The organism is Sphingomonas sp. NPDC019816 (genome assembly GCF_050274375.1).
Lineage (GTDB): Bacteria > Pseudomonadota > Alphaproteobacteria > Sphingomonadales > Sphingomonadaceae > Sphingomonas.
Genome location: NZ_JBNNOB010000032.1, coordinates 1 through 23,032 on the forward strand (window position 1 = coordinate 1; position 23,032 = coordinate 23,032).

Genomic DNA, 23,032 nt, shown 5'->3' on the forward strand with positions numbered 1-23,032 from the left:
CGCCCCAGAAGCTCATCTGCCCCCAGGGGAGCACATAGCCCATGAAGGCGGTGGCCATCATCAGGAGGAAGATGACCACGCCGAGCAGCCACACCATCTCGCGCGGGGCCTTGTACGATCCGTAATACAGGCCGCGGAAGATATGGGTGTAGACGACGATGAAGAACATCGACGCCCCGTTGGCGTGGGCATAGCGCAGGAACCAGCCGGCGTTTACGTCGCGCATGATGCTTTCGACCGAGTCGAAGGCGACGCCCGCATTGGCGGCATAGTGCATCGCCAGCACGACGCCGGTGATGATCTGGATGGCGAGCGCGGCACCCGCCAGCACGCCGAAATTCCAGAAATAGTTGAGGTTGCGCGGCACCGGATAGCCGGCACCCACCGCGTTGTAGACGAGGCGCGGCAGCGGCAGCTTCTCGTCCAGCCAGCGCATGACCGGCTGTTTGGGTTGATAATGCTTGGCCCAGGGAAAGCTCATGGTCCAGGTCCCCTTTAAGCGGCCGCGCCGACCGTGACGGTCGTGTCGCTGTCGAATTTATAGTCGGGCACCAGCAGGTTCAGCGGGGCCGGACCCTTGCGGATGCGCGCGGCGGTGTCATAGGCCGAGCCGTGGCAGGGGCAGAAATAGCCGCCATAGGGGCCCTTGTTCTCGCCCTCGCCCGCGCCCAGCGGCACGCAGCCCAGATGGGTGCACACGCCCAGCGTGATCAGCCAGTTCTTCTTGCCCGGCTTGGTGCGCTCGGCCAGCGTCTGCGGATCGCGCAGCTCGGACAGCGGCACCGCATCGGCCTCGGCGATTTCCTTGGGCGTCAGGTTGCGCACGAACAGCGGCTGCTTGCGGAAGCTGGCCTTGATCGCCTGGCCGGGCGCGATCTTGGACAGGTCGATCTCGGTCGTCGCCTGCGCCAGCACGTCGGCGGACGGGTTCATCTGGTTGATCAGCGGCAGGACGATCGCCACCGCGCCGACACCGGCGAAGGACACGGCCGCGATGTTGATGAAGTCGCGACGGCGGGGATCATGGACCTCTTCATGGAATGGCTCCGGCGACTCGCCGGGGGGTACGGTATTGTCCGTCATCGCCATTCGTCCTGTCCCTCCACCTTCGATCGCGTGCGCAAACGGTACGCCTGCGGACGGTCGTGCCGGATTGCCCCCGGTCATGCGCCGCCCTGTCACAACCCGTCCTTGATGAACGGCCCGCCCATGATGAACGGTACGTCAGGTTAGCCTTGCTTGGCGGGCTTTGCCAATCCCCTTTGGATCAAGCTTGGACGGTCCGGTTCAGCGCCGGTGCAGCGAACGGGGCGCAGGAACCGTCGTCATCACGGCGGGTTGACCGCTGATCGACGCGGATGACGGACCCCTGCCGCACCCGCCACGCATCGACAGGGGCATGGAGAGGCATGATGGTCTTGGGCAAGACGTGGAGCGCGTTGGTCGCGGCCGGTTTGCTGGCACTGGGTGGATGCACCGACGGCTATGGCTATAGCGGCGTGTCGGTCGGCGCGGGCTATGGCGGCGGCTATGCGCCCGGCTATTATGGTGGCGGGCTGGGTTATGCGCCGTCCTATTATGGCTGGTACGACAATTTCTATTATCCGGGCACCGGCGTCTATGTCTATGACCGCTACCGCCGCCCCTATGCCTGGAACGACGGGCAGCGCGCCTATTGGCAGGGCCGCCGGGATGCGTGGCGCGGCGGCGCGATCCGGGATCAGTGGCGCGGATGGGGCCGGGGTGGCTGGCGCGGGCCGGTGCCGGGCGCCGCGCCCGGCTGGCGTGGTCGCGGCGTCGTGACGCCGACTCCGGGCGCGCCGCGCGCCGATCGCTGGCGCGGCAATCGCGGAACGCCGGGCGTCGGGCGCGGTGGCCGCTGGGGTGGTGGGCGCTCGGGTGGCGGGCGCTGAGCCGGGGGCCGGGGCGGACGCGGCCCCCGCTGATCAGGCGCTGGACCGGGTGCGGATCAAGAGCGTCGGGCGGAACCGCATGACGGCGATATCGTCCTGATTGAACACGGTCAGCTGGCTGACGATCAGGCCCATTTCGGGCCGGCTGGCCGACCGTCGGGTTTCGAGCACTTCGGTCTCGCAGCGCAGCACGTCGCCCGGAAAGACCGGTTTCATCCATCGCAATTCGTCGACCCCGGGCGACCCCAGGCTCTGAAACCCCGTGTCGCGATAATAGGCGACGATCATCGCCATGGTCATCGACGCGGTATGCCAGCCGCTGGCCGACAGCCGCCCGAAATGGGTGGCGGCCGCCGCCTCGTCCGACAGGTGGAAGGGTTGCGGATCATAGCGCGACGCGAAGGCGATCACCTCGTCGCGGTCGACCCGGCACGTCCCGAAGCGGGCCCGGTCGCCGACCGTCACATCCTCCAGAAAGATCATGTCCGTCTCCCTCATCGCTTGAGCGCGCGCCGGAATGGCGCGTCGCTGCCGTCCAGTCCCCGCCCCGGCGGCAGGCCGATCAGATCGCGCAGCAGCGGCGCGACGGCGACATTGTCGAACGGCGCGAGCCGTACGCCCGCACGAAAGGCGGGGCCGTTGGCGATGAACAGTGCCGCCATGCTGGGATCGGCATTGTCATAGCCATGGGTGCCGCCCGCAAAGGGCGTGTCGGGGCGCTTCGCCTTGATCAACCAGCCGGCGTCCGCCAGGCAGAAATAGGGCGCAACGCGCGGGTTGCGGCCATAATGGAAGCGGGCGGGAATCTGGTTCCGACGCCAGCAATCGACATGGTCATGGTGGCCCAGCAGTCGCCGCTCCAGCGCGGCCTCATGCCCCGGAACCGGCTGGATCGCGGCGAAGGGGCCGTCCTCGATCAGCTGATAATCGGCCGGATCGACCAGCTGGTCGAGCGCGACGACCCGGTCGCTGGACGTCGCCGCCATGCCGTGATCGGCGACGACGACCAGATTGGCGGGCTGATCCAGCGCGGCGAGCCCGGCGAGCAATTGCCCGATCGCCGTATCGACGGATCGGAGCGCGGCATCGACCTGCGGCGAATCGGGGCCATCGTTATGGCCGGCGCTGTCGACCTCATCGAAATACAGCGTCAGGAAGCGGGGCCGCGTCGCGGCGGGGCGACGCAGCCAGTCAATGATGCCGTCGACACGCTGGCGATCGCTGACCGCGCCGTTGAACTGCTGCCAATCGCGCGGACGGGTGCCGCCCTCTACCGCGCCGTGATCGCCCGCCTGTTTCACACCGCCCCATGCGACATTGGAGCCGGGCCAGAACATGGTCGCGGTCGGGATGCCGGCCTTCTCGGCGGTGACCCACAGCGGCTCGGCGGCATTCCACCAATAGGGCTGGTCCGAGGCCATGGTGAACCGCTCACCCGGCCGGGCGGGATCGACGAAGTTGTTGGCGACGATGCCGTGCCGGTCGGGCACGACGCCGGTCACCAACGTCCAGTGATTGGGGAAGGTCTTGGAGGGGAAGGACGGGCGCATGACGCCGCTCGCCCCCGTGGCGGCCAGATGCGACAGATACGGGGTCAGGCCACGCGTCAGATAATCGGCGCGGAAACCGTCGATCGAAACGAGGATGGTGACGGGCGCCTTGGCCTCGGTCGACATGGTCATCGCCGACGCGGGCGACGGCGCCGCAGCCGTGACCGGCGGCAGCGCCGGTGGCGTATAGGGATAGGCGGCGCAACCGCTCATCAGTGGGACGAGCAGAATCGGGGCGATGGCGGCAAGCGAGCGATGGATCACGGGGAGAAATCGTCCTTTCCAGGGAACGCGATAGCGCGATCCCTACGTCCGGGCGATGACCGATTCATGGCATAGCGATCATGCGGTGCCCCGGAACCGAGAGGTTGGGCCGTCAATCCACGGAGAAATAGCGCCGGATCTCGGCATCGGCATTGCGGAGCAGGGCGCGCAGCCGCTCGCTCGCCATATCGGGGCGGTCACCGGGCAGCCCGGCCATCGCCCATTCGCCGAACTGACGCGCATCGACCATGCGATCGTCCAGCACGGCGATATCGCTGTGGCGCGGATCGATGCGAATCCGCGCGAACGCCTGCGCCACGCTGTCGGCGGGCCCTTCCAGCAATTGGGTATAGCGGCCGTCCTTCGCCCAGAGCACCCCGGACACGCCGTCCATGCCATTATTGCGGCGGGACACCGTCAGGATCGCCTGCAGATGATCGCCATCGCCACCATCGACGGCCCGGCTGGTATAAATCAAGCGCTGGTAAGGATTAACCTGAATCATGTCACGATATGTATCGCGATAATGACATCATGCAAGAGCCGAACGGCCGGGCGGTCGCGACGACGCCCGGCCGGCGGTGGATCACACGTTGAAGCGGAACAGCATCACATCGCCGTCCTGGACGACATATTCCTTGCCTTCCGCGCGCAGCTTGCCCGCATCGCGAGCCCCCGCCTCGCCCTTGCAGGCGATATAGTCGGCGAAGGCGATCGTCTCGGCGCGGATGAAGCCGCGTTCGAAATCGCTGTGGATCTCACCCGCCGCGTTCGGCGCCTTGGCACCGCGATGTACGGTCCAGGCGCGCGCTTCCTTCGGCCCGACGGTGAAGAAGGTCAGGAGGTCGAGCAGCGCATAGCCGGCGCGGATGACGCGGGCGAGGCCGGTTTCCGACAGGCCCAGCTCGGACAGGAACTCGCCGCGATCTTCCGCGGGCATGGTCGCGATGTCGGCCTCGATCGCCGCCGACACGACGACGGCCTGCGCGCCCTCGGCGGCGGCCTTCTCGAACACGCGTGCCGAATGGGCATTGCCGTTCGCCGCGTTCGATTCCTCGACATTGCAGACATAGAGGACCGGCTTGGCGGTCAGCAGCTGCGCTTGGCCAAAGACGCGCGCTTCCTCCTCGTCCTTGGGCTTGGTCAGCCGGGCGGGCTTGCCCTCACGCAGCAGCTCGAGCGTCTGGCCGAGCACCGAGGCGGCGATCTTGGCCTCCTTGTCGCCCTGCTGGCCCTTCTTGATGAAGGCGGGCACGCGCTTTTCCAGGCTTTCCAGGTCGGAGAGCATCAGTTCGGTCTCTACCGTCTCGGCGTCGGCGATGGGATCGACCTTGCCCTCGACATGGGTGACGTCGCCATCCTCGAAGCAGCGCAGGACATGGACGATCGCATCCACCTCACGGATATTGCCCAGGAACTGGTTGCCCAGCCCTTCGCCCTTGGACGCGCCACGCACCAGGCCGGCAATGTCGACAAAGGCGAGCTGCGTCTCGATGATCTTGGCCGAACCGGCGATCTCGGCCAGCTGGTACAGACGCGGATCGGGGACCGCGACGTTGCCGACATTGGGCTCGATCGTGCAGAACGGATAATTGGCGGCCTGCGCCGCCGCCGTTTCGGTCAGCGCGTTGAAAAGGGTGGACTTGCCGACATTCGGCAGGCCGACGATGCCGCAGCGGAAACCCATGCGTCGCTTATCCTACAGGAAAGGGAGAAAGCGTCCCTCTAGCGGCGATGGGGGGATTTCTCAACTGATGGGTGGCGGCGTCTTATGCCCAAACGCCCGTTCAGCCTGAGCGAAGTCGAAGGCCACGGGAATTGGTTGGCAAAGGGCCCCCTGAGGCGAAGGTCGGCCCTTGGCCTTCGACTTCGCTCAGGCTGAACGGAGGGTGGGAGGCCGGCGGTCCCCGCTCGTCAGGCGATCCCGACCATCATCGCGGCGGCCCAGCCGAGCAGCAGCACACCCAGCGCGCTCGAAAAGCCCATCATCACCAGGCCCATATAGTGCAGCATCGGCGGATTGGCGCGCTGCGCCTTCTTGTTCCGGCCGAGGCCCGACAGCACGAAGCTCGCCAGCATGCCAAAGGTGAAGACAGCGAATTCGAGCATCGGGGTAGCGTCCGGTCTGGGGTGCGATCGCTATCGCCCTTAACCAAGATAAGTTAACGGCACGATATCGCGTCGACGAAACGCCTTTCAGGTGCGACCAAATGAAGGAACTTTTCATCCGGTCGCGGGTGCGGTGCGGGTCGTCGACCCGGTAGGCGTCAGATCAGCGATAGTTGAAGCTGACGCTGATCCGCTCGCCCTTGGCGCCGTTGGGCACGACCTCATGCCGCAGCCAGCTTTCCCAGAGCAGTACCGTACCCGGCTCTGGCGTGGCGGTGGCGAAGGTCGCCAGATCGTCCGGCGCATCGGGGCGGCGCGGGGGTGCGGCCATCAGCATCGGCAGGCGCGGGTCCTCCAGCTTCAGCGCGCCGGAGCCCTTGGGCATCGCGACATAGAGCGTGCCCGAGACGACCGAATGGGGATGGATATGTGCCGAATGATGCCCGCCGGGCTTGAGGACATTAACCCACAGGCTGTCGAGCTTCAGCTTGCGCCCGCCGAGATCGAAGGCGCATTCCTCGGCGAAGCGCGCGACATGGCGGTCGAGCTTCTTCTTCAGATCGGCGAACACCGGATCGCGGACGGGCAGGTCGTTGAGCGAGGCATAGCTGGTATAGCCGCGATAGCCATGCTCCTTCGACCAGCGGCGTCCGGCCCGGTCGTCCTCGGCCAGCGCCCAGCAGCTTTGCTCGATCTCCTCGAGCAGATCGGCATCATCCAGCCGGCCCTCATAGAGCAGCGAGGCGAAAAGGCGCCGCACGCTCATGCCGCATCCCCCATCCGCAGCGCGATGTCGTTGACGAAGCGCACGTCATCGCCCTCCGCCAGCCAGTGCGCTTCCGCCGATACCGCGCCGAGCAGGTCGGACAGCGGCTCGATCTCGGCCTTGGCGTAATTGCCGAGCACATAGCCGGTCACCCGGTCCTTGTGCCCCGGATGACCGATCCCCAGCCGCACGCGGCGGAAGTCCGGCCCCAGATGCTGGTCGATCGAGCGCAGCCCGTTATGCCCCGCCGTGCCGCCGCCGGTCTTCACCTTCACGCGGAAGGGCGCGATGTCGAGTTCGTCGTGGAACACGGTCAGCGCGTCCACGCCCAGCTTGTAGAAGCGCAGCGCGTCGCCGACGCTGCGGCCGCTTTCGTTCATGAAGGTGGCGGGTTTCAGCAGCAGGATCTTCTGCCCGCCGATCCGGCCCTCCTGGGTCCAGCCCTGGAATTGCTTCTTCACGGGGCCGAAGTCATGCACCTCGGCGATGGCGTCCATCGCCATGAAGCCGACATTGTGGCGGTGCATCGCATATTGCGCCCCCGGATTGCCCAGCCCGGTCCAGACCTGCATGTGGATTTCCTCGTTCGCTTGGTTGGGCAGGGCCCTAGCACCGGGGACTTCGGGTTTCCAATGCGGGGTTGGGGTGGGGCGTGGCCTTCGACTTCGCTCCAGGCTGAACGGAGCGAGGGTGGTTTGGCCAGATACCCTAACCTCCGTTCAGGCTGAGCCCTTCGACTGGCTGGCAAGCCAGCCGCTCAGGATAAACTTCGGCGCGTCGCGCCGAAGTCGAAGCCCAAGGGACTCAAATCAATCCCTGCGCCCGCAAACTCACATGCCCCGACGTGCCGATAATCAAATGGTCATGCACCGCGATCCCCAGCCGCTTGCCCGCCTCCGCGATCGCCCGCGTCACGTCGATGTCGGCACGGCTTGGCGAGGGGTCGCCGCTGGGGTGATTGTGGACCAGGATCACCGCCGCCGACCCCAGCGCCAGCGCGCGGCGGATCACCTCGCGGATATAGACCGGCGCCTGGTCGATCGAGCCTTCGCCCATCAGCTCGTCGCGGATCAGCATGTTGCGCGTGTTGAGATGCAGCACCCGGAACCGCTCGACCCCGTGATGCGCCATATCGGCATGGAGATAATCGAGCAGAGCCTGCCAGTTGGACAGGACCGGCCGCTTCGCCGCCTCTGCCTGCACCAGCCGTAGCGCGCAGGCCTGTGCGATCTTGAGCGCCGCCGCGGCCGTCTCGCCGACGCCGTCGACCCGCTGGAGCGCGACCGGATCGGCGGTCAGCACGCCGCCGATATCGTGGAACTCGCGCAACAGGGCCTTGGCGATCGGCTTGGTGTCGCGCCGGGGAATCGCGGTCGTCAGCAGATATTCGATGAGTTCATGGTCGAGCAATCCGCCGCCGCCCAGCAATCGGTCGCGCAGCCGTGCGCGGTGTCCGGCATGGTCGTTCGCCTGGTCCTGGTCGTCGTCGCGCATGGCATGTGGCCCCCCATCGTCCAGCATAAAGCCGGCGGCGGGAACTGTCGCCGAGCTTCATGCGATTGCGTCGCGCGCTTCGGGACGGCTATGACGCATGCCCATGCGAAGGGAGTAGTGGCGGGTGAACGGCGCGGACGAGGAGGTCGAAACGTCCGTGAACGCGTCCGCCAGCATGTCGGTCAGCCCCCGGCGGCGTTTCCGGCGATTGCAGCGGATCCTGATCGGGCTGGCGCTGATCCTGCTCCTCGCGCTGATCGGGCTGTGGGTGGCGCGCAAGCCGCTCGCGAGCGATGTCGTCAACCGCGAACTGGCCCGGCGCGGCGTACCGGCACGCTATACCATCAGCGATCTGGGGTTGGGACGGCAGAGGCTGACCAATGTGGTGATCGGCGACCCGGACCGGCCCGATCTGGTCGCCGACTGGGTGGAAACCCGCACGCGACTGACCCTGTCGGGGCCACAGGTCACCGGCGTGCGCGCCGGGCGGGTCCGGTTGCGCGGACGGCTGGTCGATGGGCGGATCAGCCTGGGCGCGCTCGACCGGTTGATGCCGGCGCCGGCGCCGGGGTCCACGGCGCCCTTCGTCCTGCCCGCGCTCGATGTCGACGTCCAGGATGGCGGAATCCGGCTGGAGACGCCTTATGGGCCGGTGGGGTTCAGCCTGTCGGGGCGGGGCCGGTTGAATGACGGGTTTTCGGGTCGGCTGGGGGCGGTCGCGCCGCGTTTGCGCATGGGCGATTGCACCGTCACCGGGCTGGCCGCGCCGATGCGGGTGCGGATCGTCGATGCCCGCCCGACGCTGACCGGGCCGTTACGGATGGAGGCGCTGCGCTGCGGCGAGGTGGCGGTCTCGCGTCTCGGCGCGCGCGCCGACGTGACGCTGTCGAGCGGCCTCGATCATTGGCAAGGGAGCGCCCGGTTGCGCAGCGGTGCGATCCGCCACCCCTCGGTCGTCGCCAGCACGATCGGTGGCACGTTCGCGTTCAGCGGTCATGCCGGCGCGACCAAGGGGCGGTTGAACCTCGGCGCGCGCGACGTGGCGTTGGCGCAAGGCCGCGCCGAACGCGCGACGGTGACCGGACAATATCTGATCGGTCGCGTGACGCGCTTCGACGGGCGGGTGCGACTGGGCGGGGCGCAGGTGGCGGACGGGGTGCTGCGCGGCCTCGACGCGGCGAGCGGGTCGGTGGCGGGAACACCCGTCGCCCCGGTGGTGCGCCGGATAGCCCAAGCCGCCCAAGCGGCGGGGCGGCGTTTCGCCGCCGACCTGTCGCTGGCGATCGATAGCGAGCGGCGGGCGGATGGGCCGGGTTTCGTGGTGCGCGTACCCCGCCTCGCGTTGGCCTCGGCCAGCGGCGGACGGGTGGCGTTCGACGGCGGCGACGGCCTGATCGGTGACGGTCGCGGTATCCGCTTCGATACCGAACTGGCGATGCGCGGCGGCGGCCTGCCGATGCTGCACGCGACGTTGCGTCAGGATGCGCCGCGCGCGCCGATGCGCGGTACCGCGACGATGGCGCGCTATGACGCCGATGGCGCCAGCCTGGCGCTCGACCGGCTGGTCTTCCAGGCCGGGGGGCGGGGCGAGACGCGGATCACCAGCCGGGTCGCGCTGTCCGGCCCGATCAGCGGCGGGCGGATCGACGGCCTGGTCCTGCCCGTCACCGCGCGGTGGGACGGCGCCCGGCGACTGTTGGTCAATCCCGATTGCCAGCCGCTGTCGGTCGCGAAGCTGGTCGTGTCGGGGTTGACGCTGGACCGGGTGGCGGTGCGGCTCTGCCCGCTCGACGGCGCGGTGGTGCGGCTCGATGGCAATCAACTGGGTGGCGGCGCGCGGCTGGGGCCGATCCGACTGGCCGGGCGGATTGGGGGCAGCCCCTTGACGCTGGCGGCGGCGGCGACCCGCTTCGCGCTCGCGGATCGCAGCTTTGCGCTGACCGACGCCGAAAGCCGGATCGGGCGGCCCGAATCGCCGACGCGAATCGATGCTGCGACGCTGACCGGCCAGCTGACCGCCGAGGGCGTGGCCGGCCGCTTCGCCGGCGCCGGCGGACAGGTGGGGCAAGTCCCGCTGCTCCTCGATCAGGCGGATGGCGATTGGCGGCTGGCGCAGGGCGTCCTGACGCTGAACGGCGCGCTGATGGTGCGCGATTCCCGGGCGGAGGCGCCGCGCTTCCTGCCCATGGCGGCCCGCGACGTGATGCTGACGCTGGCGGGCAGCCAGATTCACGCCACCGGCACGTTGTTCGAGCCGACGAAGAATGTGAAGGTCGCCGATCTGGTCATCGACCATGCGCTGGACAGGGGAGCGGGTACGGCCGACCTGACGGTTCCCGGCATCACCTTCGCCAAGGGGTTCCAGCCCGAATTGCTGACCCCGGTCACCTTCGGCGTTATCGCCGATGTGCAAGGCACCATCGGGGGGCGGGGCCGGATCGCATGGGATCCGCAGGGCGTGCGATCGACCGGGCAGTTCGGGACCGACGGTATCGATCTCGCCGCCGCCTTCGGCCCGGTAACCGGGATAGCCGGCACGATCCGCTTCACCGATCTGCTCGCCCTGGAAAGCGCGCCGCATCAGGAGGTTCGGATCGCCACCGTCAATCCGGGCATCCAGGTGACCAACGGCGTCGTCCGCTATCAGACGCTGTCGGGGACGCGCATCCGCATCGAGGACGGGCGCTGGCCCTTTGCCGGCGGGACGCTGACGCTCGACCCGACGCTGCTCGACTTTTCGCAGCCGGTCGAGCGGCGCATGACCTTCCGCGTCAATGGCGCGGCGGCGGACCAGTTCCTGCTGCAGTTCGACTTCGAGAATCTGAACGCCACCGGCATATTCGACGGCACGCTGCCGATGATCTTCGACGAGAATGGCGGGCGGATCGAGGGCGGGCGGCTGGTCGTGCGTCCGGGGGGCGGCAGCATCGCCTATCTGGGTGAGATCAGTCAGAAGGATCTGGGCTTCTGGGGCAATCTGGCGTTCGGGGCGCTGCGGTCGCTCAATTATCGCAGCTTGCGGATCGACATGAACGGACCGCTGGCGGGGGAAATGGTGACGGATGTCCGCTTCGCCGGGATCAGCCAGGGCAAGGGTGCCAAGTCCAACTTCATCATCCGCCGGCTGCAAAGGCTGCCCTTCGTGTTCAACGTGCGGATCAAGGCGCCCTTCCGGGGTCTGCTCGATTCGGCGCGGTCCTTCTACGATCCGCGCCGGCTGATCCAGCGCAACCTGCCCGCGCTGCTCGAAGAACGGAATAAGCGCGCCGCGCCGCCGCCGGCGGGCAAACCCACCATTCAGCCTTCGGCAAGCGAGACCGTGCCATGACCGTAACAGGATTGAAAATGCAGGACAGGATGCCGATCTTGGGGGTGACACGATGGATGCCGGTCGCGCTGACCCTGCTCGGCGGAGGATGCGTCAACATCTCCGCGCCGGACAAGCCGATCGAGATCAATCTGAACATCAATGTGACGCAGGAAGTGGTATATCGCCTGGATGGCGAGGCCAAATCGCTGATCCAGCAGAATCCGGGGATATTTTGATGACGACGAAGATGATGATGGCGGCGCTGGGTGCGATGGCGCTGGTGGGCATGTCAGGCATGGCGATGGCGCAGCGCGATCCGGCCTATGCCGCCGCGCGCGCGGCCGGCCAGGTCGGCGAGCAGCCCGACGGCTATCTGGGCATCGTGGGCAGCGCCACGCCCGAGCTGCGCGCGCTGGTCAACAACATCAATATCCAGCGAAAAGCCGCCTATACCCAAAAGGCACAGGCCAGCGGCGCGACCGTCGAGCAGATGGCTTTCACCAGCGGCTGCAACCTGATCGCGCAGACGGCGTCGGGCGAGAAGTACAAGACGCCGGAGGGCACGTGGAAGACCCGCACCGGCGCCCCGCCCGAGCGCGCCTCGGCCTGCGTGTAAAGGGTCCTTCTTCTCCCCTCCCGCAGGCGGGAGGGGCTGGGGGAGGGGACCTCGATAGTGATAGGGCGGGCGGGTTTGAAGCGCGCATTGTCCTTCCAACCGTGGCCGTTTCCTTCGCGGACGGCGCCAGCCCTCCCCCGACCCCTCCCGCCTGCGGGGGGGGGGAGAAGAGGAGGGGGCTTCCGTCCCCCATCGGCAACAATCCTTAACACATCTGTCACAACCCCACCCCCAGGCGGTTGACTTGGGGGGAGGGGCTTTCTAAACGGGCCTCGCCTTGGCGGGGTCGCTCGCCGTTCGCGCGCATTCTCCCCTTCGGTGACGAAATCAGGTGAGGGTGGCTGCGTGGCGGAGAAGGAACCCGGACAGGACTTTGGCGATGCGGACGATCCGCGTCTGGCCGCGCTGGATCAGCGATTGGCCAAGGCGAAAGCGGACGGCGTAGCGCGGCAGGGGGTGAAGGTGGACGCCGACAGGGGTTATTCCCAGGGCAGCCGCGTGATCTCCGCGCTGATCGGAAGTCTTGTCGGCAGTGCGTTGATCGGCTGGCTCTTCGACCGCTGGTTCGGCACCGCACCCTGGGCCCTGATCGTGATGCTGTTCCTGGGGATCGGCGTGGCGTTCAGGCAGATCATTCGGATTTCTGGTGAGCGCCCGGAGTAACCGGGCGTTCGTCATATGTGGGAACGAAGCAGCGTGGCGGCAGAATCGGGCGGCAAGATTGATCCGATGCACCAGTTCCTGATCGAGCCGGTGCTCGGTCGGCACTGGGTGGTCGGCGGCTACGACCTTTCCTTCACCAATTCCGCTTTGTGGATGGTGGCGACGCTGGTCGCGTTGTGGGTGTTCATGATCGGCGGCATGAAGCGCGATCTGGTCCCCGGGCGCTGGCAGGCGGCGGTCGAGGGCTTCACCGGCTTCGTCAACTCGATGCTGACGTCGAACATCGGCCCGGAAGGCAAGCGCTTCCTGCCGTACGTCTTCTCGCTGTTCATGTTCATCCTGTTCGCCAACGTGCTGGGCCTGCTGCCCTTCGGCGTCGTGCCGGGTGTCCATCCCTTCACCGTGACCAGCCATGTGACCGTGACCGGCGTGCTCGCGCTGATCTCGTTCGCGATCGTGCTGATCGTCGGCTTCGGCCGCCATGGCTTCCACTTCTTTGCGCTGTTCGTGCCGCACGGCACGCCCAAGCTGATGATTCCGCTGATCTTCGTAGTCGAGCTGATGAGCTTCCTGGTGCGCCCCTTCTCGCTGGGTCTGCGACTGTTCGTCGCGATGACCGCGGGGCACATCCTACTGAAGGTTCTCGCCGCCTTCGTCATCAACGGCATCAACATGGGCCCCGGTTACGCCGCGCTCATCACCCTGCCGAGCTTCCTGCTGATGATCGGCATCACGCTTCTCGAACTGCTGGTCGCCGCGATCCAGGCTTACGTCTTCGCGCTGCTGACCTCGGTTTACCTGAACGACGCCGTCAACCTGCACTGATCCGGTAAGTTGGATCGGGCGGGCGGTCGCGCCGCCACTTTGAATACCCAAACGACCCTTTTTGAACTGGAGTGATTGAAATGGACGCAGAAGCCGCGAAGCTGATCGGTGCCGGTCTGGCCGCTATCGGCATGGGCATCGCCTCGCTCGGCGTGGGCAACGTGTTCGCCAAGTTCCTTGAAGGCGCGCTGCGCAATCCGGGTGCGGCGGACAGCCAGCAGGGCCGCCTGTTCATCGGTTTCGCCGGTGCCGAGCTTCTGGGCCTGCTCGCCTTCGTGACGATGATCATCCTGGTGTTCGTCGCCTAATCATTCGGATCGGCCGGGCGTGTCGGTGACGATGCGCCCGGTTGATATGGCAACGAGGACTCCATGCCCCAGATAGCACAGATCAGTGCGACCTATGCGTCGCAGATCTTCTGGCTCCTGATCACGTTCGGCCTGCTGTATTTTGTGGTCGGTCGTGGGATGGTGCCCAAGATTCAGGCGACCGTCGACGCTCGCGAAGGCCGTATCGCCGGCGATCTGGCGGCGGCGGAGGCCGCGCGTGCCGAGGCCGACCGGGTCGAGGCGGCATGGCGTGCCGAAATGGACGCCGCGCGCGTCGCCGCGATGGCCGAAACCAACGCCGCCAAGGCGCGGGCGACCCATGCTTTCGAGGCGCAGGTCAAGGCGGCCGATGCCGACCTGGCCGAGCGCCTGGGTCATCACGACCTGGCGATCGCCAATGCCAAGGTCGAGGCGATGGCCAATCTTCAGACCGTGGCGGCGGAAGCCGCGCGCGATCTCGTCGCCAAGCTGTCCGGCGTCCAGGTGGGCGAGGATGCGGCGGCCGACGCGGTGCGAAAGGTGAGCGCGCATGGCTAATCATTCCGCAAACGGCGTGCTGACCAATGGCGATGCGCTGGTTGCGCAGAACCTGGCCGACGCCGCATCGGCTGAGGGCATGGCGCAGCGTCCGATCCGCGAGGGCGATGGCCTGACCGGCAACACGGTCGCCGCCGCCGAGACCGAGCATCACGCCGCCAGCCCGACCGCGCTGGGTTTCGATTCGACCGGCTGGGTGGCACTCGCCGCTCTGGTCGTGCTGATCGGCATGCTGGTCAAGAAGGTGCCGTCGATGATCGGGCGTTCGCTCGACCAGAAGATCGCCGGCATCCGCGCCCAGCTCGACGAGGCGACCAAGCTGCGTCAGGAAGCCGAAGCGCTGAAGGCCGAATATGAGGCCAAGGCGAAGGCGGCGCATGCCGATGCCGAGGCGATGCGCGTCCAGGCGCAGCACGAGGCGGGTCAGCTGCTCAGCAAGGCCAAGGCCGATGCCGAGGCGCTGATGGAGCGTCGCGCCAAGATGGCCGAGGATAAGATCGCCGCTGCCGAGCGCACCGCGATTGCCGAGGTCCGCGCCCGTGCGGCGGAGGCCGCCGCCAAGGCCGCCGGTCTGCTGATCGCCGAGCATCACTCGGCCGATGCCGATCGGGCGATGATCGACCGCACTATCGCAGGGCTCGGTCGCCCGAACTGATCGGCGTCAGGGCCGGAGACAGGACCGCGCTTCGGGTTGGCCCGAGGCGCGGTTCGGTCGTTTTGGGGCCGCGTCGCACACCCTCAGTTCAGGCTGAGCGAAGTCGAAGCCCAAGGGAATTCCTCTCCGCCGCGCGGGGATAGGGCAGGACGTGGGCTTCGACTTCGCTCAGCCTGAACTGAGGTCGGGAAAGCCCATTCCTCCCCAAGCTCGCCTTGGGGAGGGGGACCGCCGGGCGTCAGCCCGGTGGTAGAGAGGCCGGACCCCACACCACATACCCCCGTCACGAGCGGGGCCGCATCGCCGTCTCTTTCGGGTTTCCGGCGACGATGCCTACCCTCGAGCCCGTGACAAAGGAGACGGTCCGATGGCATGGGTCATTCTGGGCATTGCCGTAATTACCGAGATCTGCTGGGCGCTCAGCCTGAAATGGGCGGCGACCGTCGCCACCTGGCAGGCGTCGAGCGTGCCGATCATCCTCAGCTTCGTGAATATGGGTCTGCTGGCGCTCGCCATGCGCGGTCTTCCGGCCGGGACTGCCTATGCGGTGTGGACCGGACTTGGCGCGGTCGGCGTCGTGATCGGCGGGGCCATCGTGTTCGGCGACAAGATCGCGCCGATCCAGGCGGGCTTCATGGTCCTGACCGTCATCGGCGTGATGGGCACCAAGCTCTTCGCGCAGGGGTAAAGAGAAGTTCTCGCGAAGCCGCGAAGCCGCGAAGCCGCGAAGGCGCGAAGGCGCGAAGAGATTGGTTCGCGCAGAGGCGCAGAGAGCGCGGAGGAAGAAGAAGGTCTCCCGATCGCCACGTTCGGAACGCCTCTGCGTCCTCCGCGCCTCTGCGCGAACAAAAAACCTTCGCGTCCTCGCGGCTTCGCGTGATCCAAAGCGACCTCACAGGGTAGCGATCGGCTCGCTGCAACCCTAAATCGCACCCGATGTCCGAGCCCCCCGTCGACCGCTTCAACGAAGAGAAGTCCACCTTCACCTTACGCGGGGCCGATGCGCCCGATCTGAAGGCGGGGGTGGCCGCGATCCGCAACGTGCTGGCGACGCTGCCGCTGCGGCCGGGTGTGTACCGCATGCAGGATGCGCGCGGCGATGTCCTCTATATCGGCAAGGCGCGCGCGCTGAAGAACCGCGTCGCCAACTATACCCAGGTCGATCGCCTGCCCAAGCGCCTGCAACGCATGGTCGCGCAGACGCGGTCGATGACCATCGTCACGACCAACAACGAAGCCGAGGCGCTGCTGCTCGAGGCGCAGCTCATCAAGCGCTATCGCCCCGCCTTCAACGTCCTACTGCGCGACGACAAGAGCTTTCCCTTCATCCTGCTGCGCAACGATCACGACTTCCCGCGCATCCAGAAGCATCGCGGCGCCAGGCGCGCGGTGGGCAATTACTACGGCCCCTTCGCCAGCGCGGGCAGCGTCAACAACACGCTGAACGCGCTGCAAAAGCTGTTCCTGCTCCGCTCCTGCACCGACAGCTTCTTCAAGGGGCGCGACCGGCCGTGCCTGCTCTACCAGATCAAGCGCTGCTCGGCGCCGTGCGTCGGCCGGATCGACGAGGCCGCCTATGCCGAGCTGGTCGCCGATGCCAAGAACTTCCTCGGCGGCAAATCGACTCAGGTCCAGGCCAAGCTGGGCACCCAGATGCAGGCGGCGGCCGAGGCGATGGACTTCGAACTGGCCGCGATCCTGCGCGACCGACTGAAGGCGCTGACCTTTATCCAGGGCACGCAGGCGATCAATGCCGAGGGGGTGGGCGACGCCGACATCTTCGCGCTGGCATGTCGCGAAGGGGTGATGGGCATCCAGGCCTTCTTCATTCGCGGCGGCCAGAATTGGGGGCATCGCAGCTTCTTCCCCGCGCACACGACCGACGTGCCCGAGGAGGAGGTGCTGACCAGCTTCCTCACGCAGTTCTATGAGGAAGTGCCGCCCGCCAAGACGATCCTGCTCGACCGCGACCTGCCCGAGGGCGAGTTGCTGACCGAGGCGCTGGGCGAGCGTGCCGGGTACAAGGTGCAACTGACCGTGCCGCAGCGCGGCGACCGCCGCCGCCTGCTCGACCAGGCCAAGCGCAACGCGGTGGAGGCGCTCGACCGGCGGCTGGCCGAGTCGACCACCCAGGCCAAGCTGCTGCGAGAGGTCGCCGATTTCTTCGACCTGTCCGAACCGCCGCAGCGGATCGAGGTGTACGACAACAGCCATATCCAGGGCACCAACGCGCTGGGCGCGATGGTCGTGGCGGGGCCGGAAGGGTTCCAGAAGGGCCAGTATCGCAAGTTCAACATCAAGGGGAACGAGGCGGCGACCAACGATGATTTTGGGATGATGCGCGAAGTCTTCCGCCGCCGCTTCGCCCGCCAGCTGGAGGAAAATCCCGACCGCGACGACGCGACCTGGCCCGACCTGGTGCTGATCGACGGCGGCCGCGGCCAGCTCAACGCGGCCAAGGCGGTGCTGGAGGATCTGGGCATCGAGGATGTCTGCCTGGTCGGCGTCGCCAAGGGGCCGCATCACGGCCGCGAGGGGCGCGAGGTCTTTCACATGATGGACGGCAGCGAACGGATGCTGCCGGTCAACGCGCCGCTGCTCTTCTACCTTCAGCGGCTACGCGACGAAGTCCACCGCTTCGTGATCGGCGCCCACCGCGACAAGCGCGCCAAGGCGATGGGCGCCAGCCCGCTGGACGAGGTGCCCGGCATCGGCCCGGCGCGGAAGAAGGCGCTGCTGATGCACTTCGGCACGGGGCGCGCGGTGCGCAATGCGAGTCTGGAGGACTTGCGGAAGGCGCCGGGGGTCAGCCAGGCGGTCGCACAGCAGGTGTATGACTTTTACCATAGCCGGTGAGGGAAAGGGGCGGGCACCGACAATCTACGCGTCCCACCATTCCCGTTTTCCCATCGGCCCAGGGCCATTTCGGGAAAAAGCAATCGGGAACATATTATGGGAAACCCGCCGCCCCCAGCGCTATTTCGCAGAGGAAATCTTGGGCATTCCCGCGACTGGTTCCCAATCGGGAAAGCCAGTGCCGGACCAAGCCTCGCCATCGGTGTAACGCATGGTCGTATGCTCAGTCATATGCCTCACTCTTATCTAAGAGTGAGACCCTGTCAGGTCATTTAGGGGGCCACCTCAAACAGCCCGATCGGTCGTCAACGTGTACGGTTAATTTGCGCGAATTTCGATCGAACTAACCGGATAATCCCTAATTGTCGTATATTTTGTCCTTTCTCAATGCGGGTTTGCAAATATCCAAAATATTACCCTCTTACACCTGGGAAAACAGGACAAAATTGACCATCTTAAAATGACCTTCACACCGCCGTACTACTGGCATCGTACCACCCAGAGGAAGATGTGACATGGCATTTAAGGCGGAACTTTTTCGTAAGAAAATGAAGGCGTGTGGGGCCAGCCAAAAACAGCTGTCCGAAAAAATCCAGTGCGATGTGCGCTCAGTCAGTCGCTGGGCCAATGGCCACCAGATACCCAAGAGCGCCTCTATCGTGAAGCTGGCCGAAGCGCTTGGTTGCAGCCCCAAGGACTTCGACCCGGACTTTGCGGACAGCATGGAAGGCGTCATCGTTTCGGGCCGGGTGTCGGCAGCGTCGCACAATGCCTACGCGGCCATGAAGCTAGTTTTCAACGTTTCGCAGACCCAGATCCTCGAACTGGCGCCAATCCTGTTCGCGACCGTCGCGGCCCGGGCGCTCCAGATCCCCGGCGATGACGATGCCTTCTTCGCGGCGCATGAGTGCGAAGCGAGGAACCGGGGCATCCGCATCGGAAGGTTTGGAAGCCCGGACGAAGTCGAAGGTCTGGACCTCGATCGCGAGGCAGTCCGTAATCACAAATGCTTCGGGCTCGAACCAGAACAGGGTTCAACGGCTCTTCCGCGCAATCTCTTCTTCGAGGTATTGCGCCGGATGGTCGCGGAAACCGACAATGCGGTCAGCATCGATATGTGGGATCAAAACTGGCCCGACCATGTGCCCGATGCCAACGGCTTCAATCCCCACGTTGCCTTGCTTGATCTCGTCGCCGAGGGAGATCCGGAAATCACCCGCAGGCTGGTCCGCGGCGAGGTGCGCTTCTCCACCAGTATCGACAAGGCCGAGATCGCGAACAAGGGCGACCTGAACCAGCTGGCCGAGCTCATTCGTAAGGATCTGGCCGACCAAGCGGCCGCGCACCACGCGATGCTCGAGGACCAGCGGCGAGCAAGCCAGGCAAAGCTCGATCAATGGCGCCAGGGCTACGAACTGGAGCATCCCGAATGGGCGCAGGAATACGAGAAACTGACAGCAGCGCTTTGCCATCCGGCAGAATGGTATCCGGCCTACTACTCAGACAAGACGATTGAGGAGGCCCGTGCCAATCCCTTCGCAGAAACCCGCTTCGTTGACGACGCGCGGTACCCCGCCCCTTTCGCCTTCCGTAGGCGGTTCAAGCACGAGCCCGAACCTAGTTACCCTTGCACTAAGGCTGACGTCGAGAGGTTCGAGGAACTTCAGGCGCATCGCACCGCATCAAAGGCTGCGTTCGAGGGAGGCAGCCAGTGAACCCGTTCGATTGCCGCCGCCCCACCTCGTGCGCCGCCGCGGGCACGAAACTCAGCAGACACGCGGCGCTGCGCAGCCAGCAACGCAGCATGTCACCAGACATCATCGATGCCGTCATCGACTTCGGCCAGGAGCGCCACGCAGGTGGGGGATGCTTTAGCTATGCCTTCACCGATCGCACCTGGCGGCGGTTCGTCGAGCAGGTCGGGTCAGACGCCCGCCGGCTTGAGCGCGCCCGCAGCGCTTACGTGATCGTCGCTGAAAACGGCCTCGTCGTCACCACCGCCTGGATCCACTGATCGGGAGGCTACCGGCCCGAAGGTGCCAGGAAGGTACTGCGGACCGGGAGTAGCACGTGCAAACAACCGGTAAACGTCCGTTTTAGGTTTTTGCAATAACACACTTTTGAATTTCTGAAAAAGGTTGCTCATGTCCCGTATCGTCGAACCTCCCCGGAACGAACTCGACAGTCTGAGGCAGCCGCTCACTGCTGGCGAGCGCTTGGTGTTTGATCAACTGGATCGCGAACTGGACGAGGCCTGGGAGATTTACCTCCAGCCCCACCTCAACGGCACACGCCCAGACTTCGTGCTCCTTAATCCGACTGTCGGCATCGTCGTGATCGAGGTGAAGGACTGGAACTTCGACGCGATGCACTATTTTGTCAAAACGCGAGACAACGGCCACGCCGAACTCTACGCTCGAAAGGGTGACGAGGAATTTGCCATCCCCAACCCGTTTTCAAGGATCAAGGAATACAAGGAAGCGATCTTCAATATATACTGCCCCCGCCTGCCCGAAAAGGCAGGATTCGGCACGATCACGCCCCTCGTGATCTTCCCATTTGCTCCCCGGGACCAGATACTGGAGCTTCAAAAGCGCTTTCTGAACGACAAGGAACAGGAAAACCGGGAAACTTGGCTCCCCGTCGCCGGGAAGGAAGACATGATGGCAGGCGGCCTGAAACGCAGGATCCCCTTGCTCAAACGTGAAGGTCAAACGGTCATGCGGCCATATCACGCTGCCGACATGCGGAAATGGCTCGTCGAACCCGATTTTGCCAAAACCCAGCGCGAACCGCTGGTCATGGACAGCAACCAGCGGACCATGACGAACACGAGAACCCCATCGGGCTATCGCCGCATCAAAGGGCCAGCGGGATCGGGCAAATCGGTGGTGCTGGCCGGTCGCGCCGCTCGGCTTGCCAGCGAGGGCAAATCGGTCCTCATTGTCTCGTTCAACATCACGCTGTGGCACTACCTGCATGACATGATCGTGCGCGGCTTGCGCGATCTCGTCGTGAACGGCAGATCCGTGTCGAAGCCGATGAGCGGAGTAACGTTCACTCATTTTCACGGGTGGTCCAAACAGGTCTGCCAGCACAGGCGGATCGAACACCTGGGGTTCCTCGATCGATACAGCAAGATCATGAAGCCGATCGCCGAGATTCAGAATAATCCAAGCCTCGATCCTAAAGAGAAGAAGCGGCGAATCAGTGCGATCAGTGGCCCAATCCTGAATGATCAGGTTCCTCGCTTAGCCGGAGAGGCTGCGCGTGCGCTCAGCCAATTCGAACAGTTCGATGCCGTGCTTGTCGATGAGGGACAGGATCTCCTGCCCCAGTGGTGGGACGCCCTGCGCAAAATTTGCCGCACGGATGGTGAAATGGTGCTGGTCGCCGATGTCACTCAGGACGTTTACGGCACAGCCGGGAACTGGACCGAAGAGGTGATGTCGGGAGCCGGATTCAAGGGGCCCTGGGCCCAACTCAAGGTCGGCTACCGCGTCCCTTCCGCTGCCCTGGGCCTCGCGAGGGACTTCGCCACGCGTTACCTACCCGCAGAATCGCGCGATTTGCCTGAACGTGACCAGGCTAGCCTCGAACTGGACGAAAGCTCGGTTCGCTGGATCCAATGTTCAGAGCAGGAGGCCGTCGCGAAGTGCACATATGCAGTGCATCAAATGAAATACAATGTGAAAGACAATAGCACGTCCAACAGCGACATCGTGTTTCTCTGTGATTCAATCGATCACGGTCAAAAGGTGGTCGACCAGTTGGAAACATACACAGGATATAAGCACAACATCGCCCACACTTACGAACATGACAAGGCGAAGGAAGGCCGCCTGAAAATGGCATTTTGGATGGGTCAACCGCGCATCAAGGCCACGACCTTTCACAGTTTCAAAGGATGGGAGACCCGGCTTCTCGTAGTTTACATCGCTAGCATCCGCGAATATAAAAACTGCACCGCAATTTATGCTGCACTCACTCGCTTGAAGCGTCATCCAGCTGGCAGTCATATAATTGTCGTTTGCTCGGAGCCTAGACTCGCCGAATTTGGCAGGCGTTACAACGAGATGGTCAGCTAAACCTAAGGTGCGGCATACGTATGACCTTCGGGTAGTCATGGGGATAGTCCACATCAATGGGTCCAGACCGTGGTGTAAGATGGGTACCCCCATCAACGTGTCTCTCGGCGATGGGGGCGGTGCAACGGCTGAGAAGTCCCATATTACGCCATTCAGGACGGCCGAAGCCATCCCGCTATCCGATCCTTTTCGGGAAAGGCTAAACTGCAAAGAGCAACGATTGCGCTTCGCTCGGTAGGGTAATAATCCCACCACCACATAGCATCCCACCCCATTCCCCCCTACATCCTGCTCCATGCACCGGGTTGCCCCCGCTATCATCCTGTCGGTCCGGCCGCATGGCGAGCATGGGGCGATCGTGCGGGGCCTGACCCGCGCGGATGGGGTGCAGCCGGGTTATGTCCGGGGCGGGAGGTCGCGGGGGTTGCGGCCGATCCTGCAACCGGGGAACGACATAATCGGCGAGTGGCGGGCGCGCACCGTCGAGCAGTTGCCCGCGCTGACCATCGAGCCGGGGCATAGCCGCGCGGGGCTGCATGGCGAGCCGCTGGCCGCCGCCGGGATCGAGTGGCTGTGCGCGCTGACCGCCGCCGCCTTGCCTGAGGAACAGCCTTATCCGGTCCTCTATGACGCGCTCGACGCGGTGCTGACGGCGATCGAATCGGCGCCCTCGGCGCGGGGCTGGGCGGGGGCGTTGGTGCGTTATGAACTGCTGCTGCTCGGGCAACTGGGGTTCGGGCTGGACCTGGAACGCTGCACCGTGACCGGCGCGGCGGACGACCTCGCCTATGTCAGCCCCAAGAGCGGCGCGGCGGTGTCGGCGGGGGCGGCGTTCGGCTATGAGGAGCGGCTGTTGCCGTTGCCCACCTTCCTGCGCGAGGGGGGAGTGGCGGACTGGCCCGACATCTTCGCGGGCGCGCGTATCACCGCGCATTTCCTGGCGCGCGACATATTGGCTGGCTTGCGCAATGATCCCATGCCAGCGCGTGCGCGGTTGTTCGATCGGTTCAAAAGGGCGGTTGCGTGATGCCCGCCCGCTAAGGCAAAGGGCGCTCCG

General features: G+C 65.4%; 25 protein-coding genes. 15 read left to right on the top strand and 10 right to left on the bottom strand.

What is annotated here, in order from left to right; translation table 11 throughout:
• Window positions 1-481 (bottom strand): cytochrome b (locus ACQKJZ_RS07110; RefSeq protein WP_427730521.1); only part of this gene is annotated, 481 nt, incomplete at its 3' end.
• 14 nt (window positions 482-495) lie between these two features.
• The gene (petA, locus tag ACQKJZ_RS07115; RefSeq protein ID WP_312489725.1) at window positions 496-1,089 is read right to left on the bottom strand and encodes a ubiquinol-cytochrome c reductase iron-sulfur subunit; all 594 of its coding nucleotides are present in this window, start codon (window positions 1,087-1,089) and stop codon (window positions 496-498) included.
• A 320-nt stretch (window positions 1,090-1,409) separates the two neighbouring features.
• On the opposite strand from petA, the gene ACQKJZ_RS07120 reads away from it, so the two are divergent.
• Window positions 1,410-1,913, top strand: a complete 504-nt coding sequence (locus ACQKJZ_RS07120) for a hypothetical protein (RefSeq protein WP_427730522.1) — start codon at window positions 1,410-1,412, stop codon at window positions 1,911-1,913.
• A gap of 33 nt (window positions 1,914-1,946) precedes the next feature.
• On the opposite strand, the gene ACQKJZ_RS07125 is transcribed toward ACQKJZ_RS07120, so the two are convergent.
• The 8 genes from ACQKJZ_RS07125 to radC all read right to left on the bottom strand — a co-directional run bounded on the left by ACQKJZ_RS07125 (window position 1,947) and on the right by radC (window position 8,096).
• Window positions 1,947-2,396: a MaoC family dehydratase gene (locus ACQKJZ_RS07125; protein WP_427730523.1), complete on the bottom strand. Its 450-nt coding sequence runs from the start codon at window positions 2,394-2,396 to the stop codon at window positions 1,947-1,949.
• A gap of 11 nt (window positions 2,397-2,407) precedes the next feature.
• Window positions 2,408-3,727, bottom strand: a complete 1,320-nt coding sequence (locus ACQKJZ_RS07130; RefSeq protein ID WP_427730524.1) for an ectonucleotide pyrophosphatase/phosphodiesterase — start codon at window positions 3,725-3,727, stop codon at window positions 2,408-2,410.
• A 112-nt stretch (window positions 3,728-3,839) separates the two neighbouring features.
• Window positions 3,840-4,232 carry a BLUF domain-containing protein gene (locus ACQKJZ_RS07135; protein ID WP_427730525.1) on the bottom strand — a complete coding sequence of 131 codons (393 nt, stop codon included), beginning with the start codon at window positions 4,230-4,232 and terminating at the stop codon, window positions 3,840-3,842.
• A gap of 81 nt (window positions 4,233-4,313) precedes the next feature.
• A complete protein-coding gene (ychF, locus tag ACQKJZ_RS07140) occupies window positions 4,314-5,414 on the bottom strand; it encodes a redox-regulated ATPase YchF (protein WP_427730526.1) in 1,101 nt (366 codons plus the stop codon).
• A 227-nt stretch (window positions 5,415-5,641) separates the two neighbouring features.
• Entirely contained in the window at window positions 5,642-5,836 is a 195-nt protein-coding gene (locus tag ACQKJZ_RS07145; RefSeq protein WP_312489686.1) for a hypothetical protein, read from the bottom strand.
• Between the two features lie 163 nt (window positions 5,837-5,999).
• Window positions 6,000-6,602 (bottom strand): TIGR02466 family protein, encoded by a 603-nt coding sequence (locus tag ACQKJZ_RS07150; RefSeq protein ID WP_427730527.1) that lies wholly within the window; start codon window positions 6,600-6,602, stop codon window positions 6,000-6,002.
• Window positions 6,599-7,174 (bottom strand): aminoacyl-tRNA hydrolase, encoded by a 576-nt coding sequence (pth, locus tag ACQKJZ_RS07155; protein WP_427730528.1) that lies wholly within the window; start codon window positions 7,172-7,174, stop codon window positions 6,599-6,601. The genes ACQKJZ_RS07150 and pth overlap by 4 nt, the downstream gene beginning before the upstream one ends.
• Window positions 7,175-7,406: 232 nt before the next feature.
• Window positions 7,407-8,096 (bottom strand): RadC family protein, encoded by a 690-nt coding sequence (radC, locus tag ACQKJZ_RS07160; RefSeq protein ID WP_427730529.1) that lies wholly within the window; start codon window positions 8,094-8,096, stop codon window positions 7,407-7,409.
• A gap of 157 nt (window positions 8,097-8,253) precedes the next feature.
• Here radC and ACQKJZ_RS07165 point away from each other — a divergent pair, with 157 nt between their 5' ends.
• From ACQKJZ_RS07165 to recO, 14 genes are all read left to right on the top strand, one after another.
• The gene (locus tag ACQKJZ_RS07165; RefSeq protein ID WP_427730530.1) at window positions 8,254-11,424 is read left to right on the top strand and encodes a YdbH domain-containing protein; all 3,171 of its coding nucleotides are present in this window, start codon (window positions 8,254-8,256) and stop codon (window positions 11,422-11,424) included.
• Between the two features lie 56 nt (window positions 11,425-11,480).
• Entirely contained in the window at window positions 11,481-11,642 is a 162-nt protein-coding gene (locus ACQKJZ_RS07170; protein ID WP_427730531.1) for a YnbE family lipoprotein, read from the top strand.
• Window positions 11,642-12,022 (top strand): YdbL family protein, encoded by a 381-nt coding sequence (locus ACQKJZ_RS07175; protein ID WP_427730532.1) that lies wholly within the window; start codon window positions 11,642-11,644, stop codon window positions 12,020-12,022. The genes ACQKJZ_RS07170 and ACQKJZ_RS07175 overlap by 1 nt, the downstream gene beginning before the upstream one ends.
• A 345-nt stretch (window positions 12,023-12,367) precedes the next feature.
• On the top strand, window positions 12,368-12,685 hold the full coding sequence (locus tag ACQKJZ_RS07180) for an AtpZ/AtpI family protein (protein WP_183952778.1): 318 nt from the start codon (window positions 12,368-12,370) through the stop codon (window positions 12,683-12,685).
• Between the two features lie 33 nt (window positions 12,686-12,718).
• Window positions 12,719-13,510 carry a F0F1 ATP synthase subunit A gene (locus tag ACQKJZ_RS07185; RefSeq protein ID WP_267435006.1) on the top strand — a complete coding sequence of 264 codons (792 nt, stop codon included), beginning with the start codon at window positions 12,719-12,721 and terminating at the stop codon, window positions 13,508-13,510.
• A gap of 80 nt (window positions 13,511-13,590) precedes the next feature.
• Window positions 13,591-13,818, top strand: a complete 228-nt coding sequence (locus ACQKJZ_RS07190) for a F0F1 ATP synthase subunit C (RefSeq protein ID WP_007406947.1) — start codon at window positions 13,591-13,593, stop codon at window positions 13,816-13,818.
• A 63-nt stretch (window positions 13,819-13,881) separates the two neighbouring features.
• Window positions 13,882-14,376: an ATPase gene (locus ACQKJZ_RS07195; protein ID WP_042484280.1), complete on the top strand. Its 495-nt coding sequence runs from the start codon at window positions 13,882-13,884 to the stop codon at window positions 14,374-14,376.
• A gap of 16 nt (window positions 14,377-14,392) precedes the next feature.
• A complete protein-coding gene (locus ACQKJZ_RS07200; protein ID WP_409529608.1) occupies window positions 14,393-15,031 on the top strand; it encodes a hypothetical protein in 639 nt (212 codons plus the stop codon).
• A 367-nt stretch (window positions 15,032-15,398) separates the two neighbouring features.
• Window positions 15,399-15,719 (top strand): DMT family transporter, encoded by a 321-nt coding sequence (locus ACQKJZ_RS07205; RefSeq protein WP_042484285.1) that lies wholly within the window; start codon window positions 15,399-15,401, stop codon window positions 15,717-15,719.
• A 248-nt stretch (window positions 15,720-15,967) separates the two neighbouring features.
• Window positions 15,968-17,887, top strand: coding sequence for an excinuclease ABC subunit UvrC (gene uvrC / locus ACQKJZ_RS07210; protein ID WP_312489200.1), 1,920 nt, complete (start codon window positions 15,968-15,970; stop codon window positions 17,885-17,887).
• Between the two features lie 515 nt (window positions 17,888-18,402).
• A complete protein-coding gene (locus ACQKJZ_RS07215; protein WP_406889825.1) occupies window positions 18,403-19,602 on the top strand; it encodes a helix-turn-helix domain-containing protein in 1,200 nt (399 codons plus the stop codon).
• A complete protein-coding gene (locus tag ACQKJZ_RS07220; protein WP_406889824.1) occupies window positions 19,599-19,901 on the top strand; it encodes a hypothetical protein in 303 nt (100 codons plus the stop codon). The genes ACQKJZ_RS07215 and ACQKJZ_RS07220 overlap by 4 nt, the downstream gene beginning before the upstream one ends.
• 130 nt (window positions 19,902-20,031) lie before the next feature.
• Window positions 20,032-21,975, top strand: a complete 1,944-nt coding sequence (locus tag ACQKJZ_RS07225; protein ID WP_427730533.1) for an NERD domain-containing protein — start codon at window positions 20,032-20,034, stop codon at window positions 21,973-21,975.
• Window positions 21,976-22,270: 295 nt separating this feature from the next.
• Entirely contained in the window at window positions 22,271-23,002 is a 732-nt protein-coding gene (recO, locus tag ACQKJZ_RS07230; RefSeq protein ID WP_427730534.1) for a DNA repair protein RecO, read from the top strand.
• Window positions 23,003-23,032 lie beyond the last annotated feature (30 nt).

What these genes read in the sequence shown, in the direction of transcription:
- petA (WP_312489725.1), bottom strand. Translation starts at nt 1,089, where the DNA reads ATGGCGATGACGGACAATACCGTACCCCCCGGCGAGTCGCCGGAGCCA.
- ACQKJZ_RS07120 (WP_427730522.1), top strand. Translation starts at nt 1,410, where the DNA reads ATGATGGTCTTGGGCAAGACGTGGAGCGCGTTGGTCGCGGCCGGTTTG.
- ACQKJZ_RS07125 (WP_427730523.1), bottom strand. Translation starts at nt 2,396, where the DNA reads ATGATCTTTCTGGAGGATGTGACGGTCGGCGACCGGGCCCGCTTCGGG.
- ACQKJZ_RS07135 (WP_427730525.1), bottom strand. Translation starts at nt 4,232, where the DNA reads ATGATTCAGGTTAATCCTTACCAGCGCTTGATTTATACCAGCCGGGCC.
- ychF (WP_427730526.1), bottom strand. Translation starts at nt 5,414, where the DNA reads ATGGGTTTCCGCTGCGGCATCGTCGGCCTGCCGAATGTCGGCAAGTCC.
- ACQKJZ_RS07145 (WP_312489686.1), bottom strand. Translation starts at nt 5,836, where the DNA reads ATGCTCGAATTCGCTGTCTTCACCTTTGGCATGCTGGCGAGCTTCGTG.
- ACQKJZ_RS07150 (WP_427730527.1), bottom strand. Translation starts at nt 6,602, where the DNA reads ATGAGCGTGCGGCGCCTTTTCGCCTCGCTGCTCTATGAGGGCCGGCTG.
- pth (WP_427730528.1), bottom strand. Translation starts at nt 7,174, where the DNA reads ATGCAGGTCTGGACCGGGCTGGGCAATCCGGGGGCGCAATATGCGATG.
- radC (WP_427730529.1), bottom strand. Translation starts at nt 8,096, where the DNA reads ATGCGCGACGACGACCAGGACCAGGCGAACGACCATGCCGGACACCGC.
- ACQKJZ_RS07170 (WP_427730531.1), top strand. Translation starts at nt 11,481, where the DNA reads ATGCCGGTCGCGCTGACCCTGCTCGGCGGAGGATGCGTCAACATCTCC.
- ACQKJZ_RS07175 (WP_427730532.1), top strand. Translation starts at nt 11,642, where the DNA reads ATGACGACGAAGATGATGATGGCGGCGCTGGGTGCGATGGCGCTGGTG.
- ACQKJZ_RS07190 (WP_007406947.1), top strand. Translation starts at nt 13,591, where the DNA reads ATGGACGCAGAAGCCGCGAAGCTGATCGGTGCCGGTCTGGCCGCTATC.
- ACQKJZ_RS07195 (WP_042484280.1), top strand. Translation starts at nt 13,882, where the DNA reads ATGCCCCAGATAGCACAGATCAGTGCGACCTATGCGTCGCAGATCTTC.
- ACQKJZ_RS07205 (WP_042484285.1), top strand. Translation starts at nt 15,399, where the DNA reads ATGGCATGGGTCATTCTGGGCATTGCCGTAATTACCGAGATCTGCTGG.
- uvrC (WP_312489200.1), top strand. Translation starts at nt 15,968, where the DNA reads ATGTCCGAGCCCCCCGTCGACCGCTTCAACGAAGAGAAGTCCACCTTC.
- ACQKJZ_RS07215 (WP_406889825.1), top strand. Translation starts at nt 18,403, where the DNA reads ATGGCATTTAAGGCGGAACTTTTTCGTAAGAAAATGAAGGCGTGTGGG.
- ACQKJZ_RS07225 (WP_427730533.1), top strand. Translation starts at nt 20,032, where the DNA reads ATGTCCCGTATCGTCGAACCTCCCCGGAACGAACTCGACAGTCTGAGG.
- recO (WP_427730534.1), top strand. Translation starts at nt 22,271, where the DNA reads ATGCACCGGGTTGCCCCCGCTATCATCCTGTCGGTCCGGCCGCATGGC.